This is a genomic window from Nocardia brasiliensis, assembly GCF_011801125.1.
In the GTDB taxonomy this organism is placed as follows: domain Bacteria; phylum Actinomycetota; class Actinomycetes; order Mycobacteriales; family Mycobacteriaceae; genus Nocardia; species Nocardia brasiliensis_C.
On sequence record NZ_CP046171.1, the window covers coordinates 5633429 to 5660390 of the forward strand.

Below are 26962 nucleotides of genomic sequence, written 5' to 3' on the forward strand. Positions count from 1 at the left end.
TCCTCACCGGCTCGCGGATTGGCAAGCCACCGCGCCGCTTCGGGCGGTGGCGATGCGGCTCGTCCATCACAGATCTTCCGGCAGGATGCGGAAGGCCTCGGCGCCGGTCAACGGTCGAATAGCCCGGAAGTCTCGATGGTCGAGGGTCAGGATCACGTCGGTCTCGAATTCGGCGGCCAGTACGACGTTCACGGCGTCGGTGAGGTCCAGTCGCAGGTCGGCGTACCGGTTCTGCACCGCCCGCGCCTTGCGCAGATAGTCGCTGTGCAGGGCGGGCACGGCGACGCGGCCGGTCGGCTCGTGTTCGAGCAGCCAGTCATTGATCACGCCCGCCGTCGAGGTGTCGAAGTCCCGTTTCACGAGGTATTCGAGCTCCAGGAACACCAGCGGGCAGACCACCGTCAGCGCCGCGGCGGCCAAGGCGGCGCGCGCCCGGTCGTGCTCGGGGGTGGCCGCGTCGAACGCGGCGAACAGCCCCGAGGTGTCGGCGATGACGATCACGTGTTCCGCCGGATGATCTCCTCCTGCACTATTTGCTTGAGATCGTCGTGGGTCCAGCTGCGGCCGGAACGCAGCGTGGGAATGTCCCAGTCTTCGCTCCATCGCTTCGTGCGCAGTGCGGCGATGTGGAATGCCTCGCGGAAAATCTCCGATTCCGGCCGGCCCTCCCGCGCCGCGGCCGCCTTGATCAGGGCCAGGTCCTCCTCGTCGACCATGACCGTCGTCTTCTTCAACATGGTGGTTATGGTACCAGTGCCATACATGGTGACCTGCCTCTTTTAGTGGTGTCGTGTACATGTCGATCAGGCTTTCTCTGTGGTCGGGCGGTCGCTGGTGCGGAACCAGCCGCCCTGATCGGTGCCGACGAGCCCGGCGAGTTCCAGGGCGGGCAGCGCGGCCCGCACCACGGCCAGGGACAAACCCGAGGCATCGGCGATCTCGCGCGGCAGCCGGGCGCCGCCGGGCGGCAGCGCGGCGAAGACGACGGCCTCGTCGCCGGACAGGATTTCGGCGGTGGTCGAGTTCGCCGCCGCGGTCGGCGACAGCCGCAGCGGGCCCGCCTCGTCGATCACCTCTTCGGCACGGGTGACGAGCCGCGCCTCGCCGTCGCGGATCATGCGGTGACAGCCGAGAGAGGCGGCCGAGGTGACCGGGCCGGGGACCGCCAACGCCGGACGCCCCAGGCGCCGAGCCCATTTCGCCGTGTTGCGGGCACCGCTGCGCGCACCCGCCTCGACCACCAGCACGCCGTCCGCCAGGGCGGCGATCACCCGGTTCCTGGCCAAGAATCGATGTTTGTGCGCGGGGGTGCCTGGCGGGTATTCACTGACCACCACACCGGTTTCGGCGATCTCGGCCAGCAAACGATCATGCTGGGCCGGATACGGACGATCGACGCCGCAGGCGAGTACCGCGATGGTGACACCGCCGACCGCCAGGGCCGCCCGGTGCGCCATCGCGTCTATCCCGAAGGCGGCGCCGGACACGATCGTCCATCCTTGCGTCGCAAGCTCACCCGCGATCTCACCGGTGACGTGGTTGCCATATCCAGTACTGCATCGAGCGCCGACCACCGCGACGGCCCGCTCGCTCGCCTGCTGCAACGAGCGGGGGCCACGCACCCAGAGCACCAGCGGCACCGCGCTGTCCCGGTCCCGCGCGGCATCGAGTTGCGCGAGGCCGAGCAGCCGCCAGGACGGCCACTCCGCGTCGTCGGGCGTGACGACCCGGCCACCGATCCGCGCCATCCACTCCAGATCCCTTGCCGCCGAGTCGATTCCGCGCCGCTGCTCGGTCGGCCCGCGCAGCGACTCCGGCAGCGCGCACTCACGCACCGCCCGCGCCGCCTCCACCACGCCCACCGACTCGATCAGCGCCGACAGCGCCGCACACGGCCCGCCGACCACCCGCGACAGATACACCCAAGCCAACCGTCGCGCGTCATCCGCATCCGTCGATCCCACGGCCCGTTCCTCCGCTACCGCTCCCCCGGTCACGGCGCGCCTCGCTGGCGGAAATTCAGGGCTGCCAGGACATCTTGGGCGGTGGGGAGATCGGCGGCACGGAGGTCGGCGATGGTCCAGGCGACCCGGATGGCTCGATCCGCGCCGCGGGCGGACATGCGGCCGAGGCGGAGCGCGGCTTCGACCGGGGCGATCGACTCGGGCGGCAGGTGGAAGCGTTGGCGCAGGATATGGCCTGGCACTTCGGCATTCGTGAGCCAGCCGTATTCGCGCCAGCGGTGGGCGGCGGCCTGCCGGGCGGCCGCGACCCGCTCACGCACCACCGCACTGCTCTCGGACCGGTCCGTGCTGAACGCGGCCCCGGACTGACCGCGCATCTGCACCCAGATGTCGATCCGGTCCATCAGCGGGCCCGAGAGCTTGCCGAGATACCGGCGGCGGGCCAGCGGCGCACAGATGCAGTCGATATCGCGGGCGGGTGCGCACGGGCAGGGATTCGCCGCCAGCACCAGTTGGAAGCGCGCCGGATAGCGGGCGACGCCGTCACGGCGGGCGATACGAACCTCGCCCTCCTCCAACGGCGTTCGCATCGCCTCCAGCACCTTGGTACCGATCTCGGCGCACTCGTCGAGAAAGAGCACGCCACGGTGTGCCCGGCTCACCGCGCCGGGGCGCGCGGTGCCCGATCCACCGCCGATCATCGCGGTCACCGAGGTGGAGTGGTGTGGCGCGACGAACGGGGCCGTGGTGACCAGCGGATGGTCGCCGGACAGCACGCCTGCCATCGAATGGATGGCGGTCACCTCCAGCGACTCGGCTTCCGAGAGCGGCGGCAGCAACCCGGGAAGCCGTTGCGCGAGCATGGTTTTGCCGATGCCGGGCGGTCCGGTGAGCAGCAGGTGGTGCCCGCCTGCCGCGGCCACCTCCAGCGCCCACCGTGCCTCGTCCTGCCCGACCACTTCGCTCAGGTCGCCGCCCGGACGCCGCGGGGCGGGCACGGCACCGTCCGGCTCAGGCAGCGTGTTCTCCCCGCGCAACCAGGCGACCACCGCGCGCAAGCTCGCCGCACCCAAAACCGTTATACCGTCGACGAGTCCGGCCTCGGCCAGCGCGGACTCCGGCACCACGACCGCGGGCCATCCGGCGTTGCGCGCGGCGATCACCGCGGGCAGGATGCCGCGCACCCGACGCACCCGGCCGTCCAATGCGAGTTCGCCGAGCAGCACCGTCTTCGCGAGCGGCTCCGAGGGCACCGCGCCGGCCGCGTCCAGCACCGAGACGGCGAGGGCGAGGTCGTAGACGCTGCCGATCTTCGGCAACGTCGCGGGCGAGAGCGCCAGGATGACCCGGCCGTCGGGCCACTTCTCCCCCGAATTCGCCACCGCGGAGCGCACCCGGTTGCGTGACTCCTGCAGTGCGGTATCGGGCAACCCGACCAGATGTACCGACGGCAATCCCTGCCCGATATCCGCCTCGATCTCGACCAGCAGTCCGTCGACCCCGGTGACGGCGACCGAATGGGCGCGGCCGAGCGCCATCAGAACACCGCCTCGAGGTGGTCGATCACCGGTCTGTGGCCGCGGGTCAGCAGCACCGAGACGACGTCGAAGCGGATCCGCCGCCACGGACCCTGTTGTTCGGCCAGCCACAGCAGCGCGAGGCGCCGGATGCGTTGCCGTTTGGCGAAGGTGACCGATTCGGCGGGTACCCCGAAGCCGAGCCCGGAGCGGGTCTTCACCTCGACGAACGCGGTGACCTCGGCGTCCTGCGCGATCAGGTCGAGTTCGCCGTAGCGGCAACGCCAATTCCTGGCGACGATCTCCATGCCCGCCGTGCGCAGGAATTGCGCGGCCAGTTCTTCTCCGTGCGCACCGAGTGTCTGTTTGTCTGTCACCAGGTCAGCGTGCTCGGTGCCGCACGGCGCCCCTGGGCGCTGACCTGGGGAAATAACGCGGCTGTGGATAACCGGCGCCCTGTGCACAACTCGCCGGGCACCGGCGGGCGACTACTCCGGCAGGCGCAGGTCCGGCTTCTCGAGCTCTTCGATGTTCACGTCCTTGAAGGTGATCACACGGACGTGCTTGACGAAGCGGGCGGGACGGTACATGTCCCAGACCCAGGCATCGCTCATCCGAACCTCGAAATACACTTCACCGTCGGCGTTCTGCGGGCGCAACTCCACGGAGTTGGCCAGGTAGAAGCGGCGTTCGGTCTCCACCACGTACGAGAACTGACCGACGATGTCCTTGTACTCGCGATACAGCGAGAGCTCCATCTCGGTTTCGTACTTCTCGAGGTCCTCGGCACTCATCGGGTGGGACGTCCTCCTTCTCGCCGCGTTGCGTCAGTTGCTGACATCATCGCGCATGGGTCGCGCCGGTAGCCACTCGGCTATCCGTACGCACGGCTTCTGAATCATCGGACAGCATGGTGTCGACCTCGCCGGCGAGCACCTGGTCGGCCGCGTCGGCCACCGTGGCGACCGGCCGCAGACCGGCCATCTCACGGACATTGCGCCATGAGCGCCGGTGCTCATCGCTCGGGCCGAGGGTGCGCAGTGCGGCGATATGCTCGGGCGTGTTGTAGCCCTTGTGCGCCGCGAACCCGTAGCCGGGAAATTGCTCGTCCAGCTCGACCATCATCCGATCTCGGGTGACCTTGGCCAGAATGCTGGCGGCGGCGATGCAGGCCGCGGCGGCGTCACCGCCGATCACCGGCAGCGACGGCACCGGAATGCCGGGCACCCGGAATCCGTCGGTCAGCACGTAGCCGGGCCGCTGTCCGAGCCCGGCCACCGCACGGCGCATACCTTCGATATTGGCGACGTGGATGCCGATCGAATCGATCTCCCAGGCCGGGATGACCACCACGTTCCAGGCCAGCGACAGCCGCAGGATCACCGGGTAGAGCTCCTCGCGGACCGCCTCGGTCAGCTTCTTGGAGTCGTCCAGCCCGGACAGCTTGTCGTACGCCTTCGGCGCGAGCAGGCACGCCGCCACCACGAGCGGACCAGCACACGGCCCGCGGCCCGCCTCGTCGACACCCGCGACGGGACCTAGGCCGCTGCGGATCAGCGCTGCTTCGAGCGTGCGCAATCCACCGGCCCTGCGCATCACCACGCGCGGCGGCCACCCACTGCTGTGTACCACTCGGCTTTGCCCCACCGTCCAATTATGCTGCGGCCGCTGATGATCAGTTCGTCTGGGCGTTCTGCGAGCGCACCGGACCGATCCGGTTCGGCGGCCAGATCTTGAACACCGCCTTGCCTCGGACATTGTCCACCGGAACGGTGCCCTGCAGTTCGTCGCTGATGTGCGCGCGCGAATCGGCGGACTCGTTGCGGTTGTCGCCCATCACCCACAGGTGCCCCTCCGGCACCTTCACCGGCTTGAACTCCCGGCCGCCGCCCGGGCCGTACGGCTGGCCGGGAACGTACGGGAAGATGTAGCGCGCGTACGGCTCGTCCAGCGGCTTGCCGTCCACCTTGACCCGGCCCTGCGCGTCACAGCATTCGACGGTCTGACCACCGACCGCGATGACCCGCTTCACCAGATCGTTCTCGTCCGGCGGCACCAGGCCGAAGAACGAGAAGAAGTTCTGCACACCGCGCACCGCGGCGTTGTCCGAGCGGATCGACTGGTAGTGCGTGTTCCACGACGGCGGGCCGACGAAGACGACCACGTCGCCGGGTTGCGGGTCGCCCCAGTAATAGCTCAGCTTCTGCACGTAGATCCGGTCGCCCGTGCAGCCCGCACAACCGTGCAGCGTGGTCTCCATCGACTGCGACGGAATGACGTACGGCCGCCCGACAAAGGTGACCATCAGCGCGGCGATCACCGCGGCGATCACGATGAGGATGGGCAGCTCCTGCCAGAACGGTCGCTGCTTCTTCTCCCGTCGCCGCTTGCCGCGACGGCGCGAGACCCCTTCGTCGCCCGAATCGGACACCGACACCGACCCACTTTCGTCTGCCACGCCGAACAGATTAGCCCGGCATGCTGTGACGCGTCCGACGCCGGGCTACGACCCCACCCCACTTGTCTGCGGATTCCGCGCCCCCACCACTCCGATCCGCCCCGGCGGCCAGATCTTGAACCCCGCCTTACCCACGTACTTCGCGGCGGCGGACCCTCCTCGACCGCCGCAAACAAATAGCCCGGCCTCGGAACGGGGTTCCGGGGCCGGGCTACGAAAAGCTTGGGTGCTGCTTCAGGAGCTCAGCGCTTTTCCTTGATCTTGGCGGCCTTGCCGCGCAGATCGCGCAGGTAGTAGAGCTTGGCACGACGGACGTCACCGCGGGTGACGACCTCGATGTGGTCGATGTTGGGGGTGTGCACCGGGAAGGTGCGCTCCACGCCGACACCGAACGACACCTTGCGGACCGTGAAGGTCTCGCGGATGCCACCGCCCTGGCGCCGGATGACGACGCCCTTGAAGACCTGGATGCGCTCCTTCGAGCCTTCGATGACCTTCACGTGCACATTGAGGGTGTCGCCCGGCCGGAAGTCGGGGACGTCGCTGCGCAGCGACTTCTCGTCGACGAAGTCAAGGGTGTTCATTTCCATCCTTCTGGGTTCGCGCGAACAGAGGACCCTGGCGGCACTGGACGTGCTCGACCGGTTCATGCTCCGATTAAGGGGGTGCGCCGGGCCGATACTCACCCAGGGCAACCTGAGCATTGTGCCAGATCGGCAGGTCGGGAGAAAAATCGCCCCCGCCCGAGGGGCTCCGCGTGGCCCAGATCCCCATCGCGGGGGCCGGTGGCGAACGCACCGTTCTCGCCCGGCCCGCCGCAGGGCATGGGCTTGCCGGTGTCACCGCCGGTCGGACCGCGGGTGGGCGCAACCGTCGAGCGGCCGCGGCGGTATGGCCGCAGCCGTTCTGCCGAGGCGCGCCGCACCGCCACCGTGTTCGCGGGAACCAACGGATCCCGGCGCGGCAACCCACGCACGAAATCGCAAGGCGCGCAGGAAAAAGTCGCACTGCACGACCAACCGTGCGCGATACACCCCAACTCGCGCGGCACGTGATTTCGCACGCGAGGGTCAGGGCTCGGGGGTGGCGGGTTCCGGGTCGGGCTCGTGGTCGTGGGAGAAGAGGGAGAGGTGGTGGCGGTGGGGGGCGGGTGGAGCGGGGACGACAGTTCTGCTCAGTTCGGCTTCGGCGGCGGTGCGGACGTGCTCGACGTCCGGTTTGCCGGCGACCAGGTCTTGGACGAAGATCTTGGCGCGGATCACCGGGCGCCGATAGCGCCGTTCGCGCACGATCGCGCGATACATCAGCCTGCGGCGCTCGCCGTAGCGCCAGCGCGCCCACGGCGCACCGGGCCTGCTCAACCGCAACGCGCCGACGACGAGCAGCGGTAGAAAGAACATGCCGAACAGGCCGGTCCAGATCTTGCCCTTCGCGATCACGATGGCCGCGAGCCCGAGGTTCACCACGGCGAAGGCGACGACGAAGACGCGGACCTCGATGTCGGGGTCGCTGCGAAAGTCGTTGATGTCCAGCATCCACAGCGGATGGAAGCCGAGCAGCAGCAAGCCGGTGACCGCGAGCGCGACGAACACCGCGTCCACCGAGGTGCGGCCCTGCTCCTCCCAGTACACGTCGCGCAGGTAGTAGATCAGCGCGAACTCGTCGAGCACCAGGGCCGCACCGACGCCGAAGGCGGCGGCCAGCGCGGACGCCGTTGCCGTGTCGGCACTTTGGTAGAGGGTGACCATGCCGATGCCGGAGGCCAGCACCAGGATCACCCCGAACACCATGTGGTGGATGTGCACGCCGCCGGAGCGCAGGTTGCCCGGCCACCACCGCACCTGTTTGCGGATCAGCCGGACGCTGAGCCGGATGAGCAGGAAGCCGACGATGAACCCGAGCAGGAAGCACAGCAGCGGGAGCCTGCCCTGCGCGATCACATCATCGTCGAGCCACCGTCGCATGGCTTCCCGCATCCTCCATCCGCGATAAGCGTCCTACTGCCCGAAACCGGCCCGCCGCAACGCGTCGGCCATCGCACCGCTGGGCGCGGGCGCGTTGCGGCGTTGATTGCCGCCGCCGCGCGACTGACCCTGGCCTTGGTTGCGACCCTGGCCCTGGTTGCGACCCTGCTGGCTCCTACCCTGACCATTCTGCCGCTCCGGGCCGCCCCTGCGGTCGCCACCCTGACCGCGCTGCCGGTTCTCGCCCTTGGCCGGGGCGCCCGGCTCGTCGTCCAGGCGCAGCGACAGCCCGATGCGCTGCCGGGCGACGTCGACCTCGAGCACCTTCACCTTGACCACGTCGCCGGATTTCACGACCTCGCGCGGATCCTTGACGAAGTTGTGCGACATCGCCGAGACGTGCACGAGGCCGTCCTGGTGCACGCCGATATCGACGAACGCGCCGAACGCGGCGACGTTGGTGACCACTCCCTCGAGCACCATGCCGGGCTCCAGGTCGGCCACTTTCTCTACGCCCGCGGCGAATTCGGCGGTCTTGAACTCCGGGCGCGGGTCGCGGCCCGGCTTCTCGAGTTCGGTGATGATGTCGGTGACGGTCGGCACACCGAAGCGTTCGTCGGTGAAATCGTCGGCGCGCAGGGCGCGCAGCACGGTGGTGTTGCCGATGACCTCGGTGATGTCGCGGCCGGTCGACTCCATGATGCGGCGCACCACGGGGTATGCCTCCGGGTGCACCGCGGAGGTGTCGAGCGGGTCGTCACCGCCGCGGATGCGCAGGAAGCCCGCGCACTGCTCGAACGCCTTCGGGCCGAGGCGGGGGACGTCGAGCAGCGCGGTCCGGCTGCGGAACGGCCCGTGCTGATCCCGGTGCGCGACAATGCTTTCCGCGACCGACCCGGCGATGCCCGAGACCCGCGACAGCAGCGGCACCGAGGCCGTGTTCACGTCGACGCCGACCGCGTTCACCGCGTCCTCGACCACCGCGCCCAGCGAGCGGGCGAGCAGCGTCTCGGACACGTCGTGCTGATACTGGCCGACACCGATCGACTTCGGATCGATCTTCACCAGCTCGGCGAGCGGATCCTGCAGCCTGCGCGCGATGGACACCGCGCCGCGCAGCGACACGTCCATGTCGGGCAGTTCCTGGGTGGCGTAGGCCGATGCGGAGTACACCGAGGCGCCCGCCTCGGACACCACGATCTTGGTCGGCTTGTTCTCCGGGATCCGCGAGATCAGCTCGGCGGCAAGGGCATCGGTCTCGCGCGAGGCGGTGCCGTTGCCGATGGCGATGAGCTCGACACCGAACCGGGCGACCAGCGCGCCGAGCACGGCGAGCGACTTCTCGGTCTGTCCCTGCGGCTTGTGCGGGTAGATCACCTCGGTGGCGACCACCTTGCCGGTGGCATCGACGACGGCCACCTTCACGCCGGTGCGGTAGCCCGGGTCCAGGCCCATGGTGGTGCGGGTGCCCGCGGGCGCGGCGAGCAGCAGGTCGCGCAGGTTCGCCGCGAACACGTCCACCGCGTCCTTCTCGGCGGCCTGACGCAGCCGCATGCGGGTGTCAATACCAAGGCTCACTTGCAGTTTGGTCCGCCAGGCCCAGCGCACGGTGTCCAGCAGCCAGGAGTCGGCGGGCCTGCCCTTGTCGGCGATGCCGAACTTCACGGCGATGCGGCCCTCGTAGATGGTCCGCTCGCCGGGTTCCCCGTGCGCGGAGCGACCAGACGAGTCCGCGTCGGTATCGGGCTCGAGGTGCAGGGTCAGCACCTCTTCCTTCTCGCCGCGCAGCAGCGCAAGGATGCGGTGGGAGGGCAGCTTGGTGAACGGCTCGCTGAACTCGAAGTAGTCGGCGAACTTGGCGCCCGCCTCTTCCTTGCCCGCGCGCACCGTCGAGGTGATCTGGCCGCGGTTCCACATCAGCTCGCGCAGCTCGCCGACCAGGTCCGCGTCCTCGGCGAAGCGCTCGACCAGGATCGCACGCGCGCCGTCGAGCTGCTCGGCGCTGTACTGCGCGGGATCGGTGGTCGGATCGCAGATCAGCGCGTCGGCGACGGGCTCGTGTCCCGCCTCGCGGGCGATCTGCGCCTTGGTGCGCCGCTTCGGCTTGTACGGCAGGTAGATGTCCTCGAGCCGGGCCTTGGTCTCGGCGAGCATGATCTGCTGGTGCAGGGCGTCGTCGAGTTTGCCCTGGCCACGAATCGATTCGAGGATCGCGCCGCGGCGCTCGTCGAGTTCGCGCAGGTAGTGCAGACGCTCGTCCAACTGCCGCAGCTGCGCGTCGTCGAGACCGCCGGTGATCTCCTTGCGGTACCGCGCGATGAACGGCACGGTCGAGCCCGCGTCGAGCAGCTCGACGGCGGCACGCACCTGGGTCTCGCGCACCGCGAGTTCGTCGGCGATGCGGCGATTCACGCTGGCCTGACTCACGATCGTCGCGGGGGCGGACACGGGCTGGGACTCTGCACTGGTGGTCTCGGGCGCTGTCGTCACGCCGGAGACACTACCTCCGTCGGCCGACACGGGGTCCACACCCAGGGGCACCGGCCTGCCCGATACACCCCGGCGCAAGCGCCCTGCCTGCACTCGGACGCCCCGAACCCGGTCGGGGATACCGAGCCGGGTTCGGCGATTTCCGTGCGGACACGCGAATCGTCTACTCCAGGACCAGTTCCGGACTGTAGATCCGGGCGATGCCCTTACCGTCCAACGTCACCTCGGTGAAGCTGACATAGTGATGCCCCGGCTTCGACAGCGCCGCGTCGACGGTCAACGGGGGCGAGGGATACCGGCCGTCCAGGCAGGGGAACGTGCCGCTGGTCGCGACCTGTTCGTTGCTGCCGTCGAGATAGGCGTCCTTGTCGACGACGGTGACGACCATCGTGCAGTTGTCGCGGGTGATGGGCCCGCCCTTGGTGATGTCCAGCCCGCCGAAGGCCCGCGGTACTCCGTTCTCCGGATAGATGCACGACTCGACGTGGGCGGAACCGTCGTTGGACAGGAACTGCCCGGAACACAGATACGGGCTTCCCGGCTGCGCCGCGGCCGCCGGAGCGAACAGCAGCAGCGGTGCGGCGGCGGCGACAACGCCGGGCAGGACACGAGACAGCGAACCGATGGACATGTGAGACCTCTCGATGTCGGATGTAGTCAGGTCCCCCCGACCGACGAACTCATCCCACCTTATGGGTGCCGCCCCGAGGCCACATGACCGTAGTAATCGGGGCGCTCGCGCTCAGGCCTGGTCCGCCGCACCGAGCAGTGCCCGCGACAATTCCCGCATTTCGGCCTTGCGGATCTTGCCGGTGACGGTCATCGGGAACTCCTCGACCACGTGCACGTAGCGCGGAATCTTGAAGTGCGCCAGCTTGCCGGTGCAGAACTCGCGGACCGCCGTCGCGTCCAGGGGCGCCACACCCTCGCGCATCCGGATCCAGGCCATGAGCTCCTCGCCGTACTTCGGGTCGGGCACGCCGATGACCTGCGCGTCCAGGATGTCGGGGTGGGTGTAGAGGAACTCCTCGATCTCACGCGGATAGACGTTCTCGCCGCCGCGGATCACCATGTCCTTGATCCGGCCGGTGATGGCCAGATAGCCGTCGTCGTCCATCACGCCGATGTCGCCGGTGTGCATCCAGCGGGCGGCGTCGATGGCCTCGGCGGTCTTGTCCGGCTCGCCCCAGTAGCCGAGCATCACCGAGTAACCGCGGGTGCACAGTTCGCCGGGCTCGCCGCGCGGCACCGTGAGACCCGTTGCGGGATCGACGATCTTGACCTCGAGGTGCGGGCCGACCCGGCCGACGGTGGCGGTGCGCCGGTCGATGCCGTCGTCGCGGCGGGTCTGGGTGGAGACCGGCGAGGTCTCGGTCATGCCGTAGCAGATGCACACCTCGTGCATGCCCATGCGATCGATCACCCGCTTCATCACCTCCACTGGGCACGGCGAACCCGCCATGATGCCGGTGCGCAGGCTGGACAGATCCGGTGTGGCGGAATCGAGTTCGGTGAGCATCGCGATGAACATGGTCGGCACGCCGTACAGCGAGGTACAGCGTTCGGACTCGACCGCGGCCAGCGTCGCCACCGGATCGAACGCGGGCGCCGGAATCACCACCGCCGCAGCGTGACTGGTGCTCGCAAGGTTCCCCATGACCATGCCGAAGCAGTGGTAGAACGGCACCGGAACACAGATCCGATCCTGTTCGGTGTAACCGCACAGTTCGCCCACGAAGTAGCCGTTGTTCAGGATGTTGTGATGGCTCAAGGTCGCCCCCTTGGGGAAACCCGTTGTGCCCGAGGTGTACTGGATGTTGATCGGGTCGTCGATGGACAGCTGGGCGGCACACGCCGCCAGCCGATCCTGATCGATCGCGGTCCGCGCCAGCTCGTCCCACTCCGGCGTGCCGAGAATCAGCACCTGCTCGAGGTCAGGACAGCTCGGCCGCACCTGTTCGATCATCGCGACGTAGTCCGAGGTCTTGAACTGCGCGGCCGCGATCAGCACCCGCACGCCCGCCTGCCGCAGCACGTATTCCAGCTCGCTGGTGCGGTAGGCCGGGTTGATGTTCACCAGGATCGCGCCGATCTTCGCCGTCGCATACTGCGCGAAGAACCATTCCGCGCAGTTGGGCGCCCAGACACCGACCCGGTCGCCCTTCTCGATACCGCGCGCGGCCAGTCCGGTGGCCAGTGCGTCGATCGCCGCGCCCAGTTCGCGATAGCTCCAGCGCCGATCGGAAGGCTTGTCCACCAACGCTTCCCGATCCGGATGCGCCGCGATGGCACGGTCGAGGTTGGCGCCGATGGTGTCGCCGAGCAGCGGGGTCTGCGAGATCCCCGACGCGTAACTCAGCCGCGACATCACTTGTTCCCCTTCTGCCGCAGCACGAATCGCTGTACCTTGCCGCTGGGCGTCTTGGGCAGCTCCGCGACGAAATGCACAGCGCGCGGGTAGGCGTGCGCGGCGAACTTCTTCTTCACCAGATCCTGCAACTGCGCCACGAGCTCCTCGCTGCCCGCGACACCCTCGCGCAACACCACGAAGGCCTCGAGCACCTCGCCGCGCAGTTCGTCGGGCATGCCGACCACGGCGGCCTCGGCGACCTGATCGTGCAGCACCAGCACGCTTTCCACCTCGAACGGGCCGATCCGGTAGCCGGCCATGATGATCACGTCGTCGTCGCGGGCGGAGAAGCGGAAGCAGCCGTTCTCGTCCTGCGAGCCCGCGTCTCCGGTGATGTACCAGCGACCGTCCGGCGTGAACCGCTGCGCCGTGCGCTCGGGTGCGTCGAGATAGCCGAGGAACCACAGCAGCGGACTGTTCGCCGTGTCGATCGCGACGCGGCCCAGCTCGCCGACGGGTGCCACGGTGTCGGCGTTGTCGGCCAGCACCGCACAGCTCCAGCCCGGCAGCGTGCGTCCCATCGAACCGGCCGGGACCTCCGCGTCGAGCGCCTCGTGCCAGGCGTTGCAGATGAGCATGCCGTGCTCGGTCTGACCGTAGTGATCGCGCACCGCGACGCCCAGATGCTCGAGCGACCAGGCGACCACCTCCGGCGTGAGCGGTTCGCCCGCCGAGGACGCGCGGCGCAGCCGGATCCGCGGCGGGGTGCCGCCCGCTGCCCGCAGCGCGCGGTAGACGGTCGGGGCCGCGGTGAAATTCGTGACGCCGAACTGTTCGAGCACCTGCCAGGTGAGCGGCGCGGAGAAGCCCGCGTGCAGCAGCAGGCTGCGGATGCCGCTGGACAGCGGCGACAGGATCGCCCAGTACAGGCCGTAGGCCCAGCCGGGATCGGCGGCGTTCCAGTAGACGTCGTCGGCGCGGACGTCGAGTGCGAACTCCTGATACGCCTGGAAGGAAGCCAAGGCACGCAACGGAATCGGCACCCCTTTGGGCGTGCCGGTGGTGCCGCTGGTGAACAGCTGGATCAGCAGTCCGTCCCCGCCGACCGCGACCGCGGCGGCGTTCGGATCGGTCGCGGACTGGGCCGCGAGCAGCTCCGCCATGCTCGCCGTGCCCGCCGGCGCCGCACCGCTGACGATCACCCGCCACGGCGGGTCGGCGGGCATGTCCGGCCCCGGCGCGAGCTTGCCCGCCTGGTCGGCGTCGGCGACGACGATCGTGGTGCCGCTCGCCTCTAGCCGGAACGCGATGGCGGGCGGCGCGAACGCGGTGAACAGCGGGACGTGCACCGCCCCGCGCCGCCAGATGGCCAATAGGGCGACCACCAGATCCGCGGACTTCGACATCAGCGTCGCGACCCGATCGCCCGGCCCGATCCCGAGGTCGGCCAGCGCCGCGGCGAAGCGGGACGAGCGTTCGCGCAGTTCGCCGTAGGTGAGGTCGGTGGCGGAGAGGTCGCTCTCGACGATGGTGAACGCGATCCCGTTCGCGGGGTGCCGATCGCACAGCAGCTCGGCGGCCGAGGCGTCCGGCCGGTCGTACATGTCCAGCAACTCCCGCACCCGCGGATTCAGGTCGATACTCATCTCGTCACTCCTCGAACTGTCCGGGTCACCCGCCTGGCGCGTCCCCGCCTCGCGCCAGGCATGACCCGAACCCGCACTCCGTCCCGTTGGTCCTAATAGGATGTGGGTCACACCCAGTTCGCCACTACCCCCGAAAAGGGGTGAGTCCCATGACCCACACCGCGCTGCTGCGCCCGCGCGACTCCGACGCGTTGCGTGCCGAAATCCGCTGGGTAGCGGGTACGGCAGGGGTTCCGGTGGCCTTCGGCGGCGAGGTACACGGCGATGCGCTACTGCTATCGGAATTCGTCGGAACCCTGACCAACGGACTGCGCGGTCTGTCGGTGTTGCGCACCTCGGGCCTGGGCGGGCGGGTGATGGACTCCGGTCGTCCCGCCTCGGTCACCGACTACGTGAACACCTCGACGATCACCCATCACTACGACGGCCCGGTCTCCGGCGAGGGGTTGCGATCGATCGTGGCCGTGCCGGTGGTGGTCGGCCAGTGTGCGCGAGCCGTGCTCTACGCCGCCACCCGCGGCGGCAGTCCGCTCGGCGATCGCACCGCGGATCTAGTCGTGCAGGCGGGACGCAGGCTGGCCACCGAGATCAGCATCCGGGACGAAGTGGACCGCAGGCTGCGCCTGCTGGAGATGACCAGGCCCGCACCCGACGCCGCGCCCGCCATCGCCGAGGAACTGCGCGATATCCATGCCGAGCTGCGCGGCATGGCCCGTTCGGCCGGCGACGACGACGTGCGCGGCAGGCTGCACGCGCTGTGCGAACGGCTCACCCGCGCCATGGTGGGAGCCCCCGGCACCGACGCGCCGCAGCTGTCGAGGCGGGAGCTGGACGTGCTGTCGCAGGTCGCCCTGGGGTGCACGAATCAAGAAGCGGCACAACGGCTCTCGCTCGCACCGGAGACGGTCAAGAGTTATCTGCGCAACGCGATGACGAAGCTGGACGCGCACTCACGGCACGAGGCGGTCGTCGCGGCGCGGCGACACGGGCTGCTGCCCTAGTGCCGGGGCACTAACCCGCTCGTCCGCGCCCCGACGCACGCCCGGGGTCAGGGCAACAGATCCGGGCGACGCGCACGGGTGCGCGCGAGCGACTGCTCGTGCCGCCAGGCCGCCACCTTGGCGTGGTCACCGGAGAGCAGAATCGGCGGCACCTCGAGCTCGCGCCAGGTGACGGGGCGGGTATAGCTCGGTCCCTCGAGCAGGCCGTCGGAGAACGAATCCTCTTGATGGGATTGCTGATTGCCGAGCACACCGGGAATCAGGCGCACCACCGCCTCGGTCATCACGAGCACGGCGGCCTCGCCGCCGATCAGCACATAGTCGCCGATGCTCACCTCTTCAACGCGCACGCGGCGGGCCGCGTCGTCGAAGACACGCTGGTCGATGCCCTCGTACCGACCGCAGGCGAATACCAGGTGCCGCTCCTCGGCCCAGCGCTGCGCGGTCGCCTGGGTGAACGGGACGCCGGCGGGCGTCGGCACCACCAGCAACGCGTCGTCGGGGCAGACCGCGTCGAGCGCGTCACCCCACACGGTCGGCTTCATGACCATGCCGGGTCCGCCGCCGTACGGGGCATCGTCGACGGACTTGTGCACGTCGCGCGTCCAGTCGCGCAGATCGTGCACGTCCAGCGAGATCAGGCCCTTGTCGATGGCCTTGCCGAGCAGCGCGGTCCGCAGCGGCGCGAGATACTCCGGGAAGATCGTGACGACGTCGAGTTTCATGCGCTCATCCCCTATTCCGGATCGAGCAGTCCCTCGGGCGGATCGATGACGATCAGCCGATCCGCCAGCGAGACCGTGGGCACGATCGCGGTGACGAACGGGATCAGGATCTCCCGGCCGTCCGCGGCGGCGCGCACCGAAAGCAGTTCTCCCGCAGCCGAATGCAGCACCTCGCGCACGGTGCCGACCACGGTGTCGTCGGTGAGCCGGACGGTCAGCCCCTCGAGCTCATGGTCGTAGTACTCGTCCGGATCGGCCGAGGGCGGCAGGTCCGCGCTGTCCACCACGAACAGCATGCCGCGCAACGCGTCGGCCGCCTCGCGCCCGGTGACACCGGCGAGAAACACCAGAAGCCGGCCCGAGTGCTCTCGGGCCGACTCCACGGTGAACTCACGGATGTCCTTGGACCGTGCCAGCCGTCCGCGCAGCGTGCTGCCCGGCGCGAACCTGGCCTCCGGCTCGTCGGTGCGAATCTCGACGACCAACTCGCCACGCACGCCGTGCGACTTGGCGACCCGTCCTACGACAAGTTCCATCTACTGGTCGGTGTCGACCACGTCGACCCGGATGCCCCGGCCGCCGATGCCGGCGACGAGGGTGCGCAGCGCGGTCGCGGTACGACCGCCACGACCGATCACCTTGCCCAGATCCTCGGGGTGAACATGAACCTCGACGGTGCGCCCGCGGCGGCCGGTGATCAACTCGACCCGGACATCATCGGGATTGGCGACGATGCCGCGAACCAGATGTTCCACGGCGTCGGCGACGACAGCACTCACGACTGCACCTCGCTGCGCTCGGTCACGATTACTCGGCAGCCTCGGTCTCGGCCTCGGCGGCCTCGTCCTTCTTGGCGGCCTTCTTCTTCGGGGTGACGGCCTCGGTGGTCGGGGCGTTGTCGGCGGCGGCCAGCGCGGCGTTGAACAGGTCCAGCTTGGACGGCTTGGCGGCCTTGACCTTCAGCGTGCCCTCGGCGCCCGGCAGGCCCTTGAACTTCTGCCAGTCACCGGTGATCTCCAGCAGGCGCTGGACGGGCTCGGTCGGCTGCGCGCCGACACCCAGCCAGTACTGAGCGCGCTCGGAATCGATCTCGATGAGCGACGGCTCTTCCTTCGGGTGGTACTTGCCGATGGACTCGATGGCCCGGCCGTCCCGGCGGGTGCGGGCATCCGCGACGATGATGCGGTACTGCGGGTTGCGGATCTTGCCCATACGGGTGAGCTTGATGCGAACAGCCATGCTTGTTCTGCCTCTTTCAATAGGTTGGTCACGGCGCAATTCAGCGACCCGCACGGTCTGCGAGCCCGGTTTAGCGCTTGGAGTGTGTGACCGCCGCGCGGTACGTAACCGGAGACGGGCTGACACTTGTCCGGAAGGACGGTGGTTCATTGTGCCAGATGGACCGCGAGCACCTGAAATCGCCTGCGCCTGCCACACCGGCCCGGTTCAGGCGGCGGTGGGCGGTGCGGTGGCACTGAGCGTGCGGGTCGGCAGCCACGGACCACCCCACCAGACCTGCCAGCCGAGGGTCTGGGCCCGCAGGGCCTGGGCGCCGTTGGCCACCAGGGTGGTCTCGTATTCGCCGGTCCGGCCGATGTCGACGAGGACGAGGTGCCCGCCCGGCCGCAGCACGCGCAGTGCCTCGCGCACGGCGGCGGCGCGGCCCGCCGCGGATTTGATGTTGTGGATGACCAGGCTGGACACCACGACATCGAACTCGCCGGTCCGGAACGGCAGCGAGGTGATGTCGCCGGTGTGCAGCTCGACCCGGTCGGCGACCTGCTCGGCCACCGCATTCTGCTCGGTGGTCGCCGAACTGTTGCCCGACTGGTCGACCGAGCGCCACAGATCGATGCCGACGGCCTTGCCCTCCGGCAGCCGCTTGGCCGCGGCGAGCAGCACCGCACCGCGCCCGCAGCCGAGGTCGAGCAGGCGTTCGTCACCACGCAACCGCAGCTCGTCGAGCAGCCCGTCCCAGGCACGGAACTTGCCCCGCCGGGTGGCGTGCAGGAACAGGCCGAACTGCGCGGCCATCGCCAATCCGATCAGCACCAGCACACCGGCCGCCGCGAGGTCGCCGACCAGCGCGTCGGCCACCGCGCCTGCCAGGAAGCCGAGCGCGAGCCCGCCTAACAGGACCATGACCGGTGGTGCGTCGAATCCGTAGGAACCCCGCCGCTGCGATGTGGGCGCTGTCACGCCGCCGATTCTAACGACCGCAAAAGCTCGCGTACTACCAACGGTTTTCGGAGCACGGTCGATCAACGCACCAGCGGCGCAATGGCACGTCCGGCCAGCTCGACCGCTCCTGGTTCGTGGCCGTTGGTGAGCAGGTTGACCACGAGGCCCCGCACACCGTGGTCGAGTACGCGCCGTTGCAATTGCTCGGCGACCTCGTCGGGGTCACCGGCGAACTGCCGATCCGCGATGGACTGCGCCAGCTCTGCTTCGGACATCCCGGACAGATCGATACCGTTGCCCCGCAGGAACTCTCGCTGCTGCGCGCGGGCCCGGTCGCCGTCCTCGTCGAGGAACAGGACGGCCAGATAGCTGACGTCCAGAGTGGCCGGGTCACGGTCGATCTCGGCGCAGCGCTTGTGCAGGGCCGCGAGCTTGCGCGGCAATTCCGAAGCGTTGCACACGATGTTGAGATGGTCGGCGTAGCGCGCGGCCAGCGCGAAGGTCTTCTTCTCCCCCGAACCGCCGAGCATGATCGGCAGGTCGTCGCGCAGCCGCGGCTCGTTCATGGCGTTGTCGGCGCGATACCACTTACCATCGAAGGTGGCGTACTCGCCGCGCAGCATCGGCCGGATGATCCGCAGCGCCTCGTCGAGCCGCTCGAAACGCTCGGTGAACGTGCCGAATTCGAAACCGTAGGAACGGTGTTCGAGTTCGTACCAGCCCGCGCCGATACCGAGCACCGCGCGGCCACCGCTGACCAGGTCGAGCGTGGTGACGGTCTTGGCGAGCAACGCGGGATTGCGGTAGGTGTTGCCGGTTACCAACGCCGACAACTGGATTCGCTCGGTCGAGGCGGCGAGTCCGGCGAGCGCGGTGTAGGACTCCAGCATGGGATCGTCCGGCGCGCCGAGTCCAGGCAGCTGATAGAAGTGGTCCATCACGAACGCGGTGTCGAAACCGGCCAGCTCGGCGGCCCTGGCCTGGGCGACCACCGTCGCGAACAGCTCACGCACCGGGCGACCGTAGGTGAAGTTGGGCATTTGATAGCCGAGGCGAATGCGCATGATCGTCGACCCTATGCGCGCCCGGCGAACACCGGCGCGGGCGAACCGGCGGCAGCGCACCACCGGTCCGCATACGCGCTCAGTCGGCCGCGCGCCCGAAGCGGATGGCCAGCGCGGAGCCGCCCTCGGCGTCGGGACGCTCGATCTGCCGCTGCGCGAGGTCGACCGCCCAGGCGTAGCGCGGGTCCGGGCACAACGCGTGCTCGCGCAGACAGGCCTCGGTGAACTTGATGACGTGCTCGTCGCCGTGGTCGACGGCACGCCCGACCAACTCGTCCCAGGCGGGCACCTCGGCCTGTTGCGCCCGAGCCAGCGCGGTGTCCTCCCCGTCGCGATCGGTGGTGACCATCATCAGCAACGTCACCTGCGCCTGCCACAGCGCGGCCAGGGTCGGCTCGTGCAGTTCCCGCGGCAACTGCGGCAGCACGAGCCGGGCCGCGGCGGGTGCGGTGACGCCGTGCAGCAGCGGGACCGGAAACCCCGCGCCGGAGTGCGCGACGCACACCCCCGCATAGTTCGCGGTCATCTCAGAGATCATCCGGTCGGTGTGGTCGGCCGCGAGCACTTCGAGCGCGTCGGTGTAACCCGGCATCGAGTGCGGGGCACGCATCCGCGCCAAACCGTCCTGCGGGCCGCGCACGGGCTCGGACAGGCGCGGCACCGCGGCCAGTGCGGCGGGCACCGGCAAGCGGCCGATCAACCGGGCGGGCCGTGCGGCATCCACGAACCGGGCGGCCCAGTAGCCCAGCCCGCGGGACAGCTCACGCAGCTGCACCGGGGTGGGTTGCGCGGCGGCCGCCAAGCCGCGCACGGCATGCGCGGTGCGGATCAACCCGTGCGTCAGCCCGGTCATCGGGCCCGGCAGCAGCCGCGGCCACCAGCGGACCAGCACCGCCCGCCAGCCCTCGTCGGCGATCTCGCGCAGGAACAGTTCCTCGAAATCGCCCGCGCGACCGATATCGCCGAGCGCGGCCCGCCAATCCGCCTCGTCGGTGCCGTCGATCCGCTGGTACGGCACCGGCGGTTCGTGGTGCGGCGCGGCCTTGCGATAGGTGGCGACCCAGGCAGGGACCGCGTCGCCGTGCCCGAGCACCGCCAGCGCCTCCGCGCCCATCGGACCGTGATTGGCGAGATCGCCGCCGCCGATACTGCGTTCGTAGCCGAGGTCGTCGAGGCGCTCGAGTGCGTCGACGATCGCGTCCTGATAGATGGACACCCCAACCCCCAATGGTTTGGATATACGAATAGTTCGTGAATCCGAATATATATGCTGTACCCATGCCCGACAAGCCAAGCGCTCCCCGGCTGCCGAACCGCGCGGAGATCACCGAGATGATCGGTTACCTGCCGCTGATCGCGAACTTCTTCGACAAGGCGCGCGCCGATATGCCTGCCGCATACCAGGATTCGTTCGCCACACACGGGCTCACCGCACGCCACGGCGCGGTCTGCGTGCAGCTGGTACCCGAGCAGGCGCTGAGCGTCAGCGAGCTTGCCGGACGAATGGGGCTGGCCCTGTCGACGGTCAGCGAACTGGTCGGCGACCTCGACCGGGCGGGCTGGGTGAGCAGGCAACCCGATCCGGCCAACCGCCGCCGCACCCTCGTCGCGCTGCTGCCGCAGTGGCGCGAGCACATGGAGACCTTCGTCGCCCGCCGCGCCGAACCGCTACTGGCCGCGATCGCGACCCTCACCGCCGAGCAGCGCGCGGGTTTCGCGGCGGGCCTTCAGGCGTGGGCGCACGAGATCCGCCACTGGCGGGCGTGATTCATGATCAAGGGGAACTCCTGGCGGCGAATCGCGAGAGGCCGCCGCCGCCAGTTCCCCCTGATCTTGGTCAGCGATGACCCGTGACCGGGTCGCGACGGCCGTACACGCGGCCGCGGAGTACGACCGCGTACGGCGCGGTGAGGGTTTCCGGGTGCGTGCGCGGGTCTTCCTGGTAGACAACGAAATCCGCGGGTGCCCCTGGCTCGACGCTCGGCCGGCCGAGCCAGGTCCTTGCGTTCCAGGACGCCGCGCCCAGTGCGTCGTGCGCGGACAGGCCCGCACCGCCGAGCGCGGCGATCTCGTCGGCGATGCGGCCGTGCCGGATCGAGCCGCCCGCGTCGGTGCCCGCGAAGATCGGCACGCCCGCGTCGTGCGCGTTGGCGACGGTGTCGCGCACCCGACGGTGCAGCTCGCGCATGTGCGCGGCGTAGACAGGGAATTTGCCCGCGCTGTCGGCGATTTCGGGGAAGGTGTCGATATTGACCAGGGTCGGCACCAGCGCGGTGCCGTGCGCCACCATCAGCTCGATGGTATCGTCGGTGAGGCCGGTGCCGTGTTCGAGGCAGTCGATGCCGGCGTTGATCAGGCCGGGCAGCGCGTCCTCGCCGAACACGTGCGCGGTCACCCTGGCCCCGTTGGCGTGTGCCGCGTCGATCGCCTCCTTCAAGATCGCGTCGCTCCACAGCGGACGCAGATCCCCCACCGAACGATCGATCCAATCACCGACGATCTTCACCCAGCCGTCGCCGAAACGCGCCTGCTCGGCCACGATCTCCGGCAGGTCCCGCTCGTCGTCGAGCTCGAGGCCGAGCTCGCGGATGTAGCGGCGCGGCCGCGCGATATGCCGACCGGCCCGGATGATCTTCGGCAGTTCTTCGTGGTCGTCGATGAACCGTGTGTCGATCGGTGAACCGGCGTCGCGCAGCAGCAGCGCGCCCGCCTCCCGCTCGGTCTCGGCCTGGGCGATCGCGCCCGCCCGATCCTCGTCACCGCCGCCGTAGCGAATTCCGACATGGCAGTGCGCGTCCACCAGTCCCGGCACGATCCACCCTGCGCGACACAGCGTTTCGGCGCCGGGTACCGGCTCGAACGACACCACGCCGTCGCGCACCCACAGGTCGCGGACCTCGTCACCGGGCAGAACCACACCACGCAGATGCACAGCAACCTCCTGAGACGTCGTCGGCTGCCTCCAACCTACTGGCAGCGTCGCGCCGCAGCGACCGATCGCGCCCCGCGCACGACAACGCCCCGCACCGAGGATCGGGGCGGGGCGTCGGGCAGCCGCTAGTTCTTCGGGAACTTCAGCTTCGAGAGGTCGAAACCTTCCAGGCCGGGGGGCAGCTGATCCAGGCCGGGCGGCATATTGGACAGGTCAGGCATGCCCGGCATTCCGGCGGGCATGCCGGGGAAGCCGCCGCGCGCCTTCGGCGGCGTCGGCCCGCGACCGCCCTTCTTACCCTTCTTGCCCTTCTTGTTGTTGCCGCGACGGCCACCGGGCATCCCCATCTGCCTGCCCATCATCGCCATCATCTTCTTGGCCTCGAAGAAGCGGTCGACGAGCTGGTTGACGTCGGAGACCTGCACACCGGAGCCGTTGGCGATGCGCAGCCTGCGGGAGGCGTTGATGATCTTCGGGTTCTCCCGTTCGGCGGGGGTCATGCCGCGGATGATCGCCTGCACCCGGTCGAGCTGCTTGTCGTCGACGGCGGCCAGCGCGTCCTTCATCTGGCCCGCGCCGGGCAGCATACCGAGCAGGTTGCCGATGGGACCCATCTTGCGGATCGCCAGCATCTGCTCGAGGAAGTCCTCCAGCGTGAGCTCACCGCTGCCGATCTTGCGGGCGGCCTCCTCGGCCTGCTCCGCGTCGTAGATCTGCTCGGCCTGCTCGATCAGGCTGAGCACATCGCCCATGCCGAGGATGCGGCTGGCCATCCGGTCGGGATGGAAGACGTCGAAGTCCTCGAGCTTCTCACCGGTGGACGCGAACATGATCGGCGCGCCCGTCACGTTGCGCACCGACAGCGCGGCACCACCGCGGGCATCGCCGTCGAGCTTGGTCAGCACCACGCCGGTGAACCCGACGCCGTCGCGGAACGCCTCGGCGGTGTTGACCGCGTCCTGACCGATCATGGCGTCGAGCACGAACAGGGTCTCGTCCGGCTGCACCGCGTCGCGGATGCCTGCGGCCTGCCGCATCAGCTCCTCGTCGATGCCGAGGCGACCCGCGGTGTCGACGATGACCACGTCGTACTGCTTGGCCTTGGCCTCGGCGATGCCGCCGCGGGCCACCTCGACCGGGTCGGCGGCCGAGACGCCGAGCGCGTTCTCGCCACCGCCGGTGGAGGTGCCGGGATGCGGCGCGAAGACGGGCACGCCTGCCCGCTCGCCGACCACCTGCAGCTGCGTGACGGCGCCGGGGCGCTGCAGGTCGCAGGCGACCAGCAGGGGCTGATGCCCCTGACCCTTCAGCCATTTCGCGAGCTTGCCCGCGAGCGTGGTCTTACCGGCACCCTGCAGACCGGCCAGCATGACCACGGTCGGCGGGTTCTTCGCCAGGGTGAGCCGACGGGTCTCGCCGCCGAGGATCGCCACAAGTTCCTCGTTGACGATCTTGACGACCTGCTGCGCGGGATTCAGCGCGGCGGAGACCTCGGCGCCCTTGGCGCGCTCCTTGATTCGGGCAATGAAGCCGCGCACCACCGGCAACGCGACGTCTGCTTCGAGCAGGGCCAACCTGATCTCACGACAGGTGGCGTCGATGTCGGCCGGTGACAGACGCCCCTTACCGCGCAGATCCTTGAGGGCACCGGTAAGCCGGTCGGACAGGGATTCGAACACCGATCGCGCTCCTGATCTCGGGGGACGTCAATTGCCTCCCAGGGTAATGGGATAGCCGACCCACCCGCGCAGGCGGTGCGTCCTTCGAGGTCGGAACGGGTCGATCAGTCCAGCGAGCGGCGACGCGGTTTGGTGGTCTTGCGGTAGTCGTGGTTCTCCTTGGCGACCATGAAGACCGCCTCACGGGCGGTCAATCCCAGCTCCAGGGCCAGATCGTCGAGAATGGCCCATTCCGTCGTGGTGGGAATCCGCGAATCGGCCACCGTCGAGGCGATGGTCATCGCGGTCACGGCCTGTTGTCCGGTCAATGTGCGACCGGGAAGCCAGGACACAACCCAGCGGTCCCCGCCGACGCACCGCGCCATATGCGTGGTCTCGTCGCTCGTCATCATCGATGCCGAAACAACTTCAATTGCCAACGACGTGCTCCCCTCATGCAGCGATAGCCGAATGCTCTGATCCTAAGACGAGCGGAGGCGCCGACATATGGGTTACAGCAAATGATGTGCAACGGATTGGTTACTTCGTGGCGTGTCAGGTCCCGCTGATCTCCGCACCGGGCGTACCCGCCTGCGGCTTCGCGGGCGCGGGCCGCGGGACGACCGCCAGCAACGCCTGCTCGATCTCGGCTCTGCGCTGCGGACCGTCCGCGCTGCCGAGGTCGAGGCAGAAGGTGTCGACCACGGCCGAACCCATGGTCACCACCTTGGCCCAGCGCACGTCCGCGCCGCAGGCCTCCAGCGCGGCGGCGAGCCTGCTGAGCACCCCGACCCGATCCTCGGCCCGCAATTCGAGCACCACCTGGCCCGGCACCGAGGTATCGGACCACAGCACGCGCGGCTGGGCCTGCGCGTACTCGTTCGGCTTGATGCCGCCAGCCTCTCGCTCCCGCTTGGCGAGCACGGCGGCGACGTCGAGGTCGCCGCCGATGGCCCGGATCAACTCCTGGCGCAACAGTCCGGCATCCGGCGGATCGCCGAACTTGGGCGAGACCACGAAGGTGTCGATGGCCGACTCGCCTTCGCTGCCGAGCGCGGCCGAGAGCACCCGCAACGAATGCAACGCGAGCACTCCCGCGGCATCGGAGAGCAACCCGGCGCCGTCCGGCGCGATCACCGTCACCACGTAGGTGTATTTGCTCTCCCCCGGTTTCAGCTCGACGTGCACGCCGCCCGCCTTGGCCTTCGCGATCAGCTCCGGTGCGATCGGTTCCGGTTGCGGCAGTTCGCCTCCCGCCATGACCAGCCGGCAGCGGCGGACGAGATCGCCGATGAGCGAGGCCTTCCAGTCGCCCCACACGCCGGGCCCGGTGGCCAGCGAGTCCGCCTCGGCCAGGGTGTGCAGCAGCTCCAGCAGTTCCGGATCGCCGCCGAGCGCATCGACCACGTGCCGCACCGTGGCGGGGTCGGCCAAATCGCGGCGCGTCGCGGTGTCGGGCAGCAACAGGTGGTGGCGCACGACCGCGCTGAGGGTGCGCACGTCTGAGGGCCACAACCCGAGGCGGCGGCCGATGTGGGTGGCCAGCTCCGCACCGACCACGCTGTGATCACCCGCGCGGCCCTTGCCGATGTCGTGCAGCAGCGCGCCGAGCGCCAGCAGATCGGGGCGGGCCACCCTGGTGCTCATCGCGCTCGCGTAGGACACCGTCTCCATCAGGTGCCGATCAACCGTCCAGGTGTGCAGCGCGTCGCGGGGCGGCAGGTCTCGCACGGCGCCCCACTCCGGAAGCAGCCTGCCCCACAAGCCCGTTCGGTCGAGCGCCTCGATCGCGTCGATCACGCCGCGGCCCGCGCCGAGCAGCACGAGCAGGTCGTTGAGCGCGTCCTTGGGCCAGGGCTCCCGCAATTCGGGCGCGTCCTCGGAGAGCCGATTGAGCGTGGTCGCCGACATCGGCAGCCCGGTCTGCGCCGACGCGGCGGCCACCCGCAGGATCAGGCCCGGATCGCGTTGCGGCCGTGCGTCTCTGGCCAGCACGACCTCACCGCCGTGTTCGACCACCCCCTCATCGAGTGGTCGGCGCACCGGCATGCGCCGCAGCCGGGCCAGCCCGCGTCGCGGCAAAGCGTTTGCCGCGGTACGCAATCCGACGTCGACGGAGTAGCTCACGGTGCGCGCGGAGTCGCTCAGCGTGCGTGCCAGATCGAAGCGGTCGCCGATGCGCAGTGCCGCGCCGATCTCGTCGGCGTCCTGGGCCCGCAACTGATCTCGGGCCCGGCCAGCCACCCGATGCAGTTCGGTGCGCACGTCCAGCAGTCGTCGATGGGCGTGCTTGAGCCCGCCGCCGGGCACCTCCGGACCGAGCCCCGGCATGGCGTCGGTCAATTGGGCGACGGCGAGCGCGTCGAGCAGTTGGATATCGCGCAGGCCGCCGCGCCCGTTCTTCAGATCCGGCTCGGCCCGGTGCGCGATCTCGCCGCTGCGCTCCCATCGGGCCTGCGCCTGTGCGATCAATTCGTCGAAGCGGGAACGGATTCCGTTGCGCCATTCCCGGCGCACGCCGCCGATCAGGAGATTGCTCAGCTCTTGATCACCGACGATGTGCCTGGCCTCCAGCATGCCGAGCGCGGCGATGAGATCGTCGGAGGCCACGCGCAGCGCCTGCGGGACGGTCCGCACGCTGTGATCGAGCTTGATGTGGGCGTCCCACAGCGGATACCAGAGCTGGTCGGCCACCTCGGCGACCCGGGCCGGGTCGACATCGTCGTGCAGCAGGACCAGGTCGAGATCGGAATACGGCAGCATCTCGCCGCGGCCGAGCCCGCCGACCGCGACCACGGCGAGACCACTGTCACGGGTGATGCCGAGCTCGGCGCCCTTGCTGGTCAGCCACAACTCGAACAGGTCGACCAGGGCCTGCCGCAGGGACTCGGCGTCGAGGCGGGGATTGCGCGGCACCCCGCCGTCGAGCAGTTGGCCGCGCGCACGGACCAGATCCGCCGCCCCGTTGGACACCTTGCCGTCTTGTTCGTGCTGACCTGCCACAACCACCAC

The 26962-nt window shown here is 69.3% G+C and carries 27 protein-coding genes; 2 read left to right on the plus strand and 25 right to left on the minus strand.

Annotated features, from left to right (window positions below):
* Window positions 1-66: 66 nt before the first annotated feature.
* From F5X71_RS25530 to F5X71_RS25595, 14 genes are all read right to left on the minus strand, one after another.
* Entirely contained in the window at window positions 67-501 is a 435-nt protein-coding gene (locus F5X71_RS25530; protein ID WP_167464306.1) for a PIN domain-containing protein, read from the minus strand.
* Window positions 498-737, minus strand: coding sequence for a ribbon-helix-helix protein, CopG family (locus tag F5X71_RS25535; protein WP_167464307.1), 240 nt, complete (start codon window positions 735-737; stop codon window positions 498-500). Before F5X71_RS25535 ends, F5X71_RS25530 begins: the two co-directional genes overlap by 4 nt.
* A gap of 66 nt (window positions 738-803) precedes the next feature.
* Window positions 804-1964 (minus strand): DNA-processing protein DprA, encoded by a 1161-nt coding sequence (gene dprA, locus F5X71_RS25540; RefSeq protein ID WP_167464308.1) that lies wholly within the window; start codon window positions 1962-1964, stop codon window positions 804-806.
* Window positions 1965-1993: 29 nt separating this feature from the next.
* On the minus strand, window positions 1994-3502 hold the full coding sequence (locus F5X71_RS25545; RefSeq protein ID WP_167464309.1) for a YifB family Mg chelatase-like AAA ATPase: 1509 nt from the start codon (window positions 3500-3502) through the stop codon (window positions 1994-1996).
* Window positions 3502-3858, minus strand: a complete 357-nt coding sequence (locus tag F5X71_RS25550; RefSeq protein ID WP_167464310.1) for a YraN family protein — start codon at window positions 3856-3858, stop codon at window positions 3502-3504. Before F5X71_RS25550 ends, F5X71_RS25545 begins: the two co-directional genes overlap by 1 nt.
* Before the next feature lie 111 nt (window positions 3859-3969).
* The gene (locus F5X71_RS25555) at window positions 3970-4275 is read right to left on the minus strand and encodes a DUF2469 domain-containing protein (RefSeq protein WP_011210678.1); all 306 of its coding nucleotides are present in this window, start codon (window positions 4273-4275) and stop codon (window positions 3970-3972) included.
* Between the two features lie 46 nt (window positions 4276-4321).
* Window positions 4322-5128: a ribonuclease HII gene (locus F5X71_RS25560; protein ID WP_428981395.1), complete on the minus strand. Its 807-nt coding sequence runs from the start codon at window positions 5126-5128 to the stop codon at window positions 4322-4324.
* Window positions 5129-5156: 28 nt separating this feature from the next.
* Complete coding sequence (gene lepB, locus F5X71_RS25565) at window positions 5157-5939, minus strand: signal peptidase I (protein WP_167464311.1); 783 nt, start codon at window positions 5937-5939, stop codon at window positions 5157-5159.
* Window positions 5940-6181: 242 nt separating this feature from the next.
* Window positions 6182-6523 (minus strand): 50S ribosomal protein L19, encoded by a 342-nt coding sequence (rplS, locus tag F5X71_RS25570; RefSeq protein WP_029893064.1) that lies wholly within the window; start codon window positions 6521-6523, stop codon window positions 6182-6184.
* Between the two features lie 486 nt (window positions 6524-7009).
* Entirely contained in the window at window positions 7010-7903 is an 894-nt protein-coding gene (locus F5X71_RS25575) for a hypothetical protein (RefSeq protein WP_167464312.1), read from the minus strand.
* A gap of 33 nt (window positions 7904-7936) precedes the next feature.
* Window positions 7937-10393, minus strand: coding sequence for a Tex family protein (locus tag F5X71_RS25580; protein WP_428981396.1), 2457 nt, complete (start codon window positions 10391-10393; stop codon window positions 7937-7939).
* A gap of 163 nt (window positions 10394-10556) precedes the next feature.
* Window positions 10557-11024, minus strand: a complete 468-nt coding sequence (locus tag F5X71_RS25585; RefSeq protein WP_167464313.1) for a hypothetical protein — start codon at window positions 11022-11024, stop codon at window positions 10557-10559.
* A 111-nt stretch (window positions 11025-11135) separates the two neighbouring features.
* A complete protein-coding gene (locus tag F5X71_RS25590) occupies window positions 11136-12761 on the minus strand; it encodes an AMP-binding protein (RefSeq protein WP_167464314.1) in 1626 nt (541 codons plus the stop codon).
* On the minus strand, window positions 12761-14389 hold the full coding sequence (locus F5X71_RS25595; RefSeq protein ID WP_167464315.1) for an AMP-binding protein: 1629 nt from the start codon (window positions 14387-14389) through the stop codon (window positions 12761-12763). The genes F5X71_RS25590 and F5X71_RS25595 overlap by 1 nt, the downstream gene beginning before the upstream one ends.
* Window positions 14390-14538: 149 nt before the next feature.
* Between F5X71_RS25595 and F5X71_RS25600 the strand changes: the two genes are divergently transcribed.
* Window positions 14539-15390, plus strand: a complete 852-nt coding sequence (locus F5X71_RS25600) for a LuxR C-terminal-related transcriptional regulator (protein WP_167464316.1) — start codon at window positions 14539-14541, stop codon at window positions 15388-15390.
* A 47-nt stretch (window positions 15391-15437) separates the two neighbouring features.
* On the opposite strand, the gene trmD is transcribed toward F5X71_RS25600, so the two are convergent.
* From trmD to F5X71_RS25635, 7 genes are all read right to left on the minus strand, one after another.
* The gene (gene trmD, locus F5X71_RS25605; protein WP_167464317.1) at window positions 15438-16115 is read right to left on the minus strand and encodes a tRNA (guanosine(37)-N1)-methyltransferase TrmD; all 678 of its coding nucleotides are present in this window, start codon (window positions 16113-16115) and stop codon (window positions 15438-15440) included.
* Window positions 16116-16126: 11 nt separating this feature from the next.
* Window positions 16127-16651: a ribosome maturation factor RimM gene (gene rimM / locus F5X71_RS25610; RefSeq protein ID WP_167464318.1), complete on the minus strand. Its 525-nt coding sequence runs from the start codon at window positions 16649-16651 to the stop codon at window positions 16127-16129.
* On the minus strand, window positions 16652-16894 hold the full coding sequence (locus F5X71_RS25615) for an RNA-binding protein (RefSeq protein ID WP_067782143.1): 243 nt from the start codon (window positions 16892-16894) through the stop codon (window positions 16652-16654).
* A gap of 28 nt (window positions 16895-16922) precedes the next feature.
* Entirely contained in the window at window positions 16923-17354 is a 432-nt protein-coding gene (gene rpsP, locus F5X71_RS25620) for a 30S ribosomal protein S16 (RefSeq protein ID WP_167464319.1), read from the minus strand.
* A 207-nt stretch (window positions 17355-17561) separates the two neighbouring features.
* Window positions 17562-18314 (minus strand): class I SAM-dependent methyltransferase, encoded by a 753-nt coding sequence (locus F5X71_RS25625; RefSeq protein WP_167464320.1) that lies wholly within the window; start codon window positions 18312-18314, stop codon window positions 17562-17564.
* 62 nt (window positions 18315-18376) lie between these two features.
* Window positions 18377-19360: an LLM class F420-dependent oxidoreductase gene (locus tag F5X71_RS25630; protein ID WP_167464321.1), complete on the minus strand. Its 984-nt coding sequence runs from the start codon at window positions 19358-19360 to the stop codon at window positions 18377-18379.
* Window positions 19361-19439: 79 nt separating this feature from the next.
* Window positions 19440-20576 (minus strand): questin oxidase family protein, encoded by a 1137-nt coding sequence (locus F5X71_RS25635; RefSeq protein WP_167464322.1) that lies wholly within the window; start codon window positions 20574-20576, stop codon window positions 19440-19442.
* A gap of 62 nt (window positions 20577-20638) precedes the next feature.
* On the opposite strand from F5X71_RS25635, the gene F5X71_RS25640 reads away from it, so the two are divergent.
* Window positions 20639-21127, plus strand: a complete 489-nt coding sequence (locus F5X71_RS25640; RefSeq protein ID WP_167464323.1) for a MarR family winged helix-turn-helix transcriptional regulator — start codon at window positions 20639-20641, stop codon at window positions 21125-21127.
* Between the two features lie 70 nt (window positions 21128-21197).
* Here the strand turns inward: F5X71_RS25640 and F5X71_RS25645 are convergent, their stop codons facing one another.
* From F5X71_RS25645 to F5X71_RS25660, 4 genes are all read right to left on the minus strand, one after another.
* Entirely contained in the window at window positions 21198-22292 is a 1095-nt protein-coding gene (locus F5X71_RS25645; protein ID WP_167464324.1) for an amidohydrolase family protein, read from the minus strand.
* Between the two features lie 125 nt (window positions 22293-22417).
* Complete coding sequence (gene ffh / locus F5X71_RS25650; RefSeq protein WP_167464325.1) at window positions 22418-23971, minus strand: signal recognition particle protein; 1554 nt, start codon at window positions 23969-23971, stop codon at window positions 22418-22420.
* Window positions 23972-24075: 104 nt separating this feature from the next.
* Window positions 24076-24390, minus strand: a complete 315-nt coding sequence (locus F5X71_RS25655) for a hypothetical protein (RefSeq protein WP_238815467.1) — start codon at window positions 24388-24390, stop codon at window positions 24076-24078.
* A 115-nt stretch (window positions 24391-24505) separates the two neighbouring features.
* Window positions 24506-26953, minus strand: coding sequence for a [protein-PII] uridylyltransferase (locus F5X71_RS25660; RefSeq protein WP_167464326.1), 2448 nt, complete (start codon window positions 26951-26953; stop codon window positions 24506-24508).
* Between the last annotated feature and the right edge of the window lie 9 nt (window positions 26954-26962).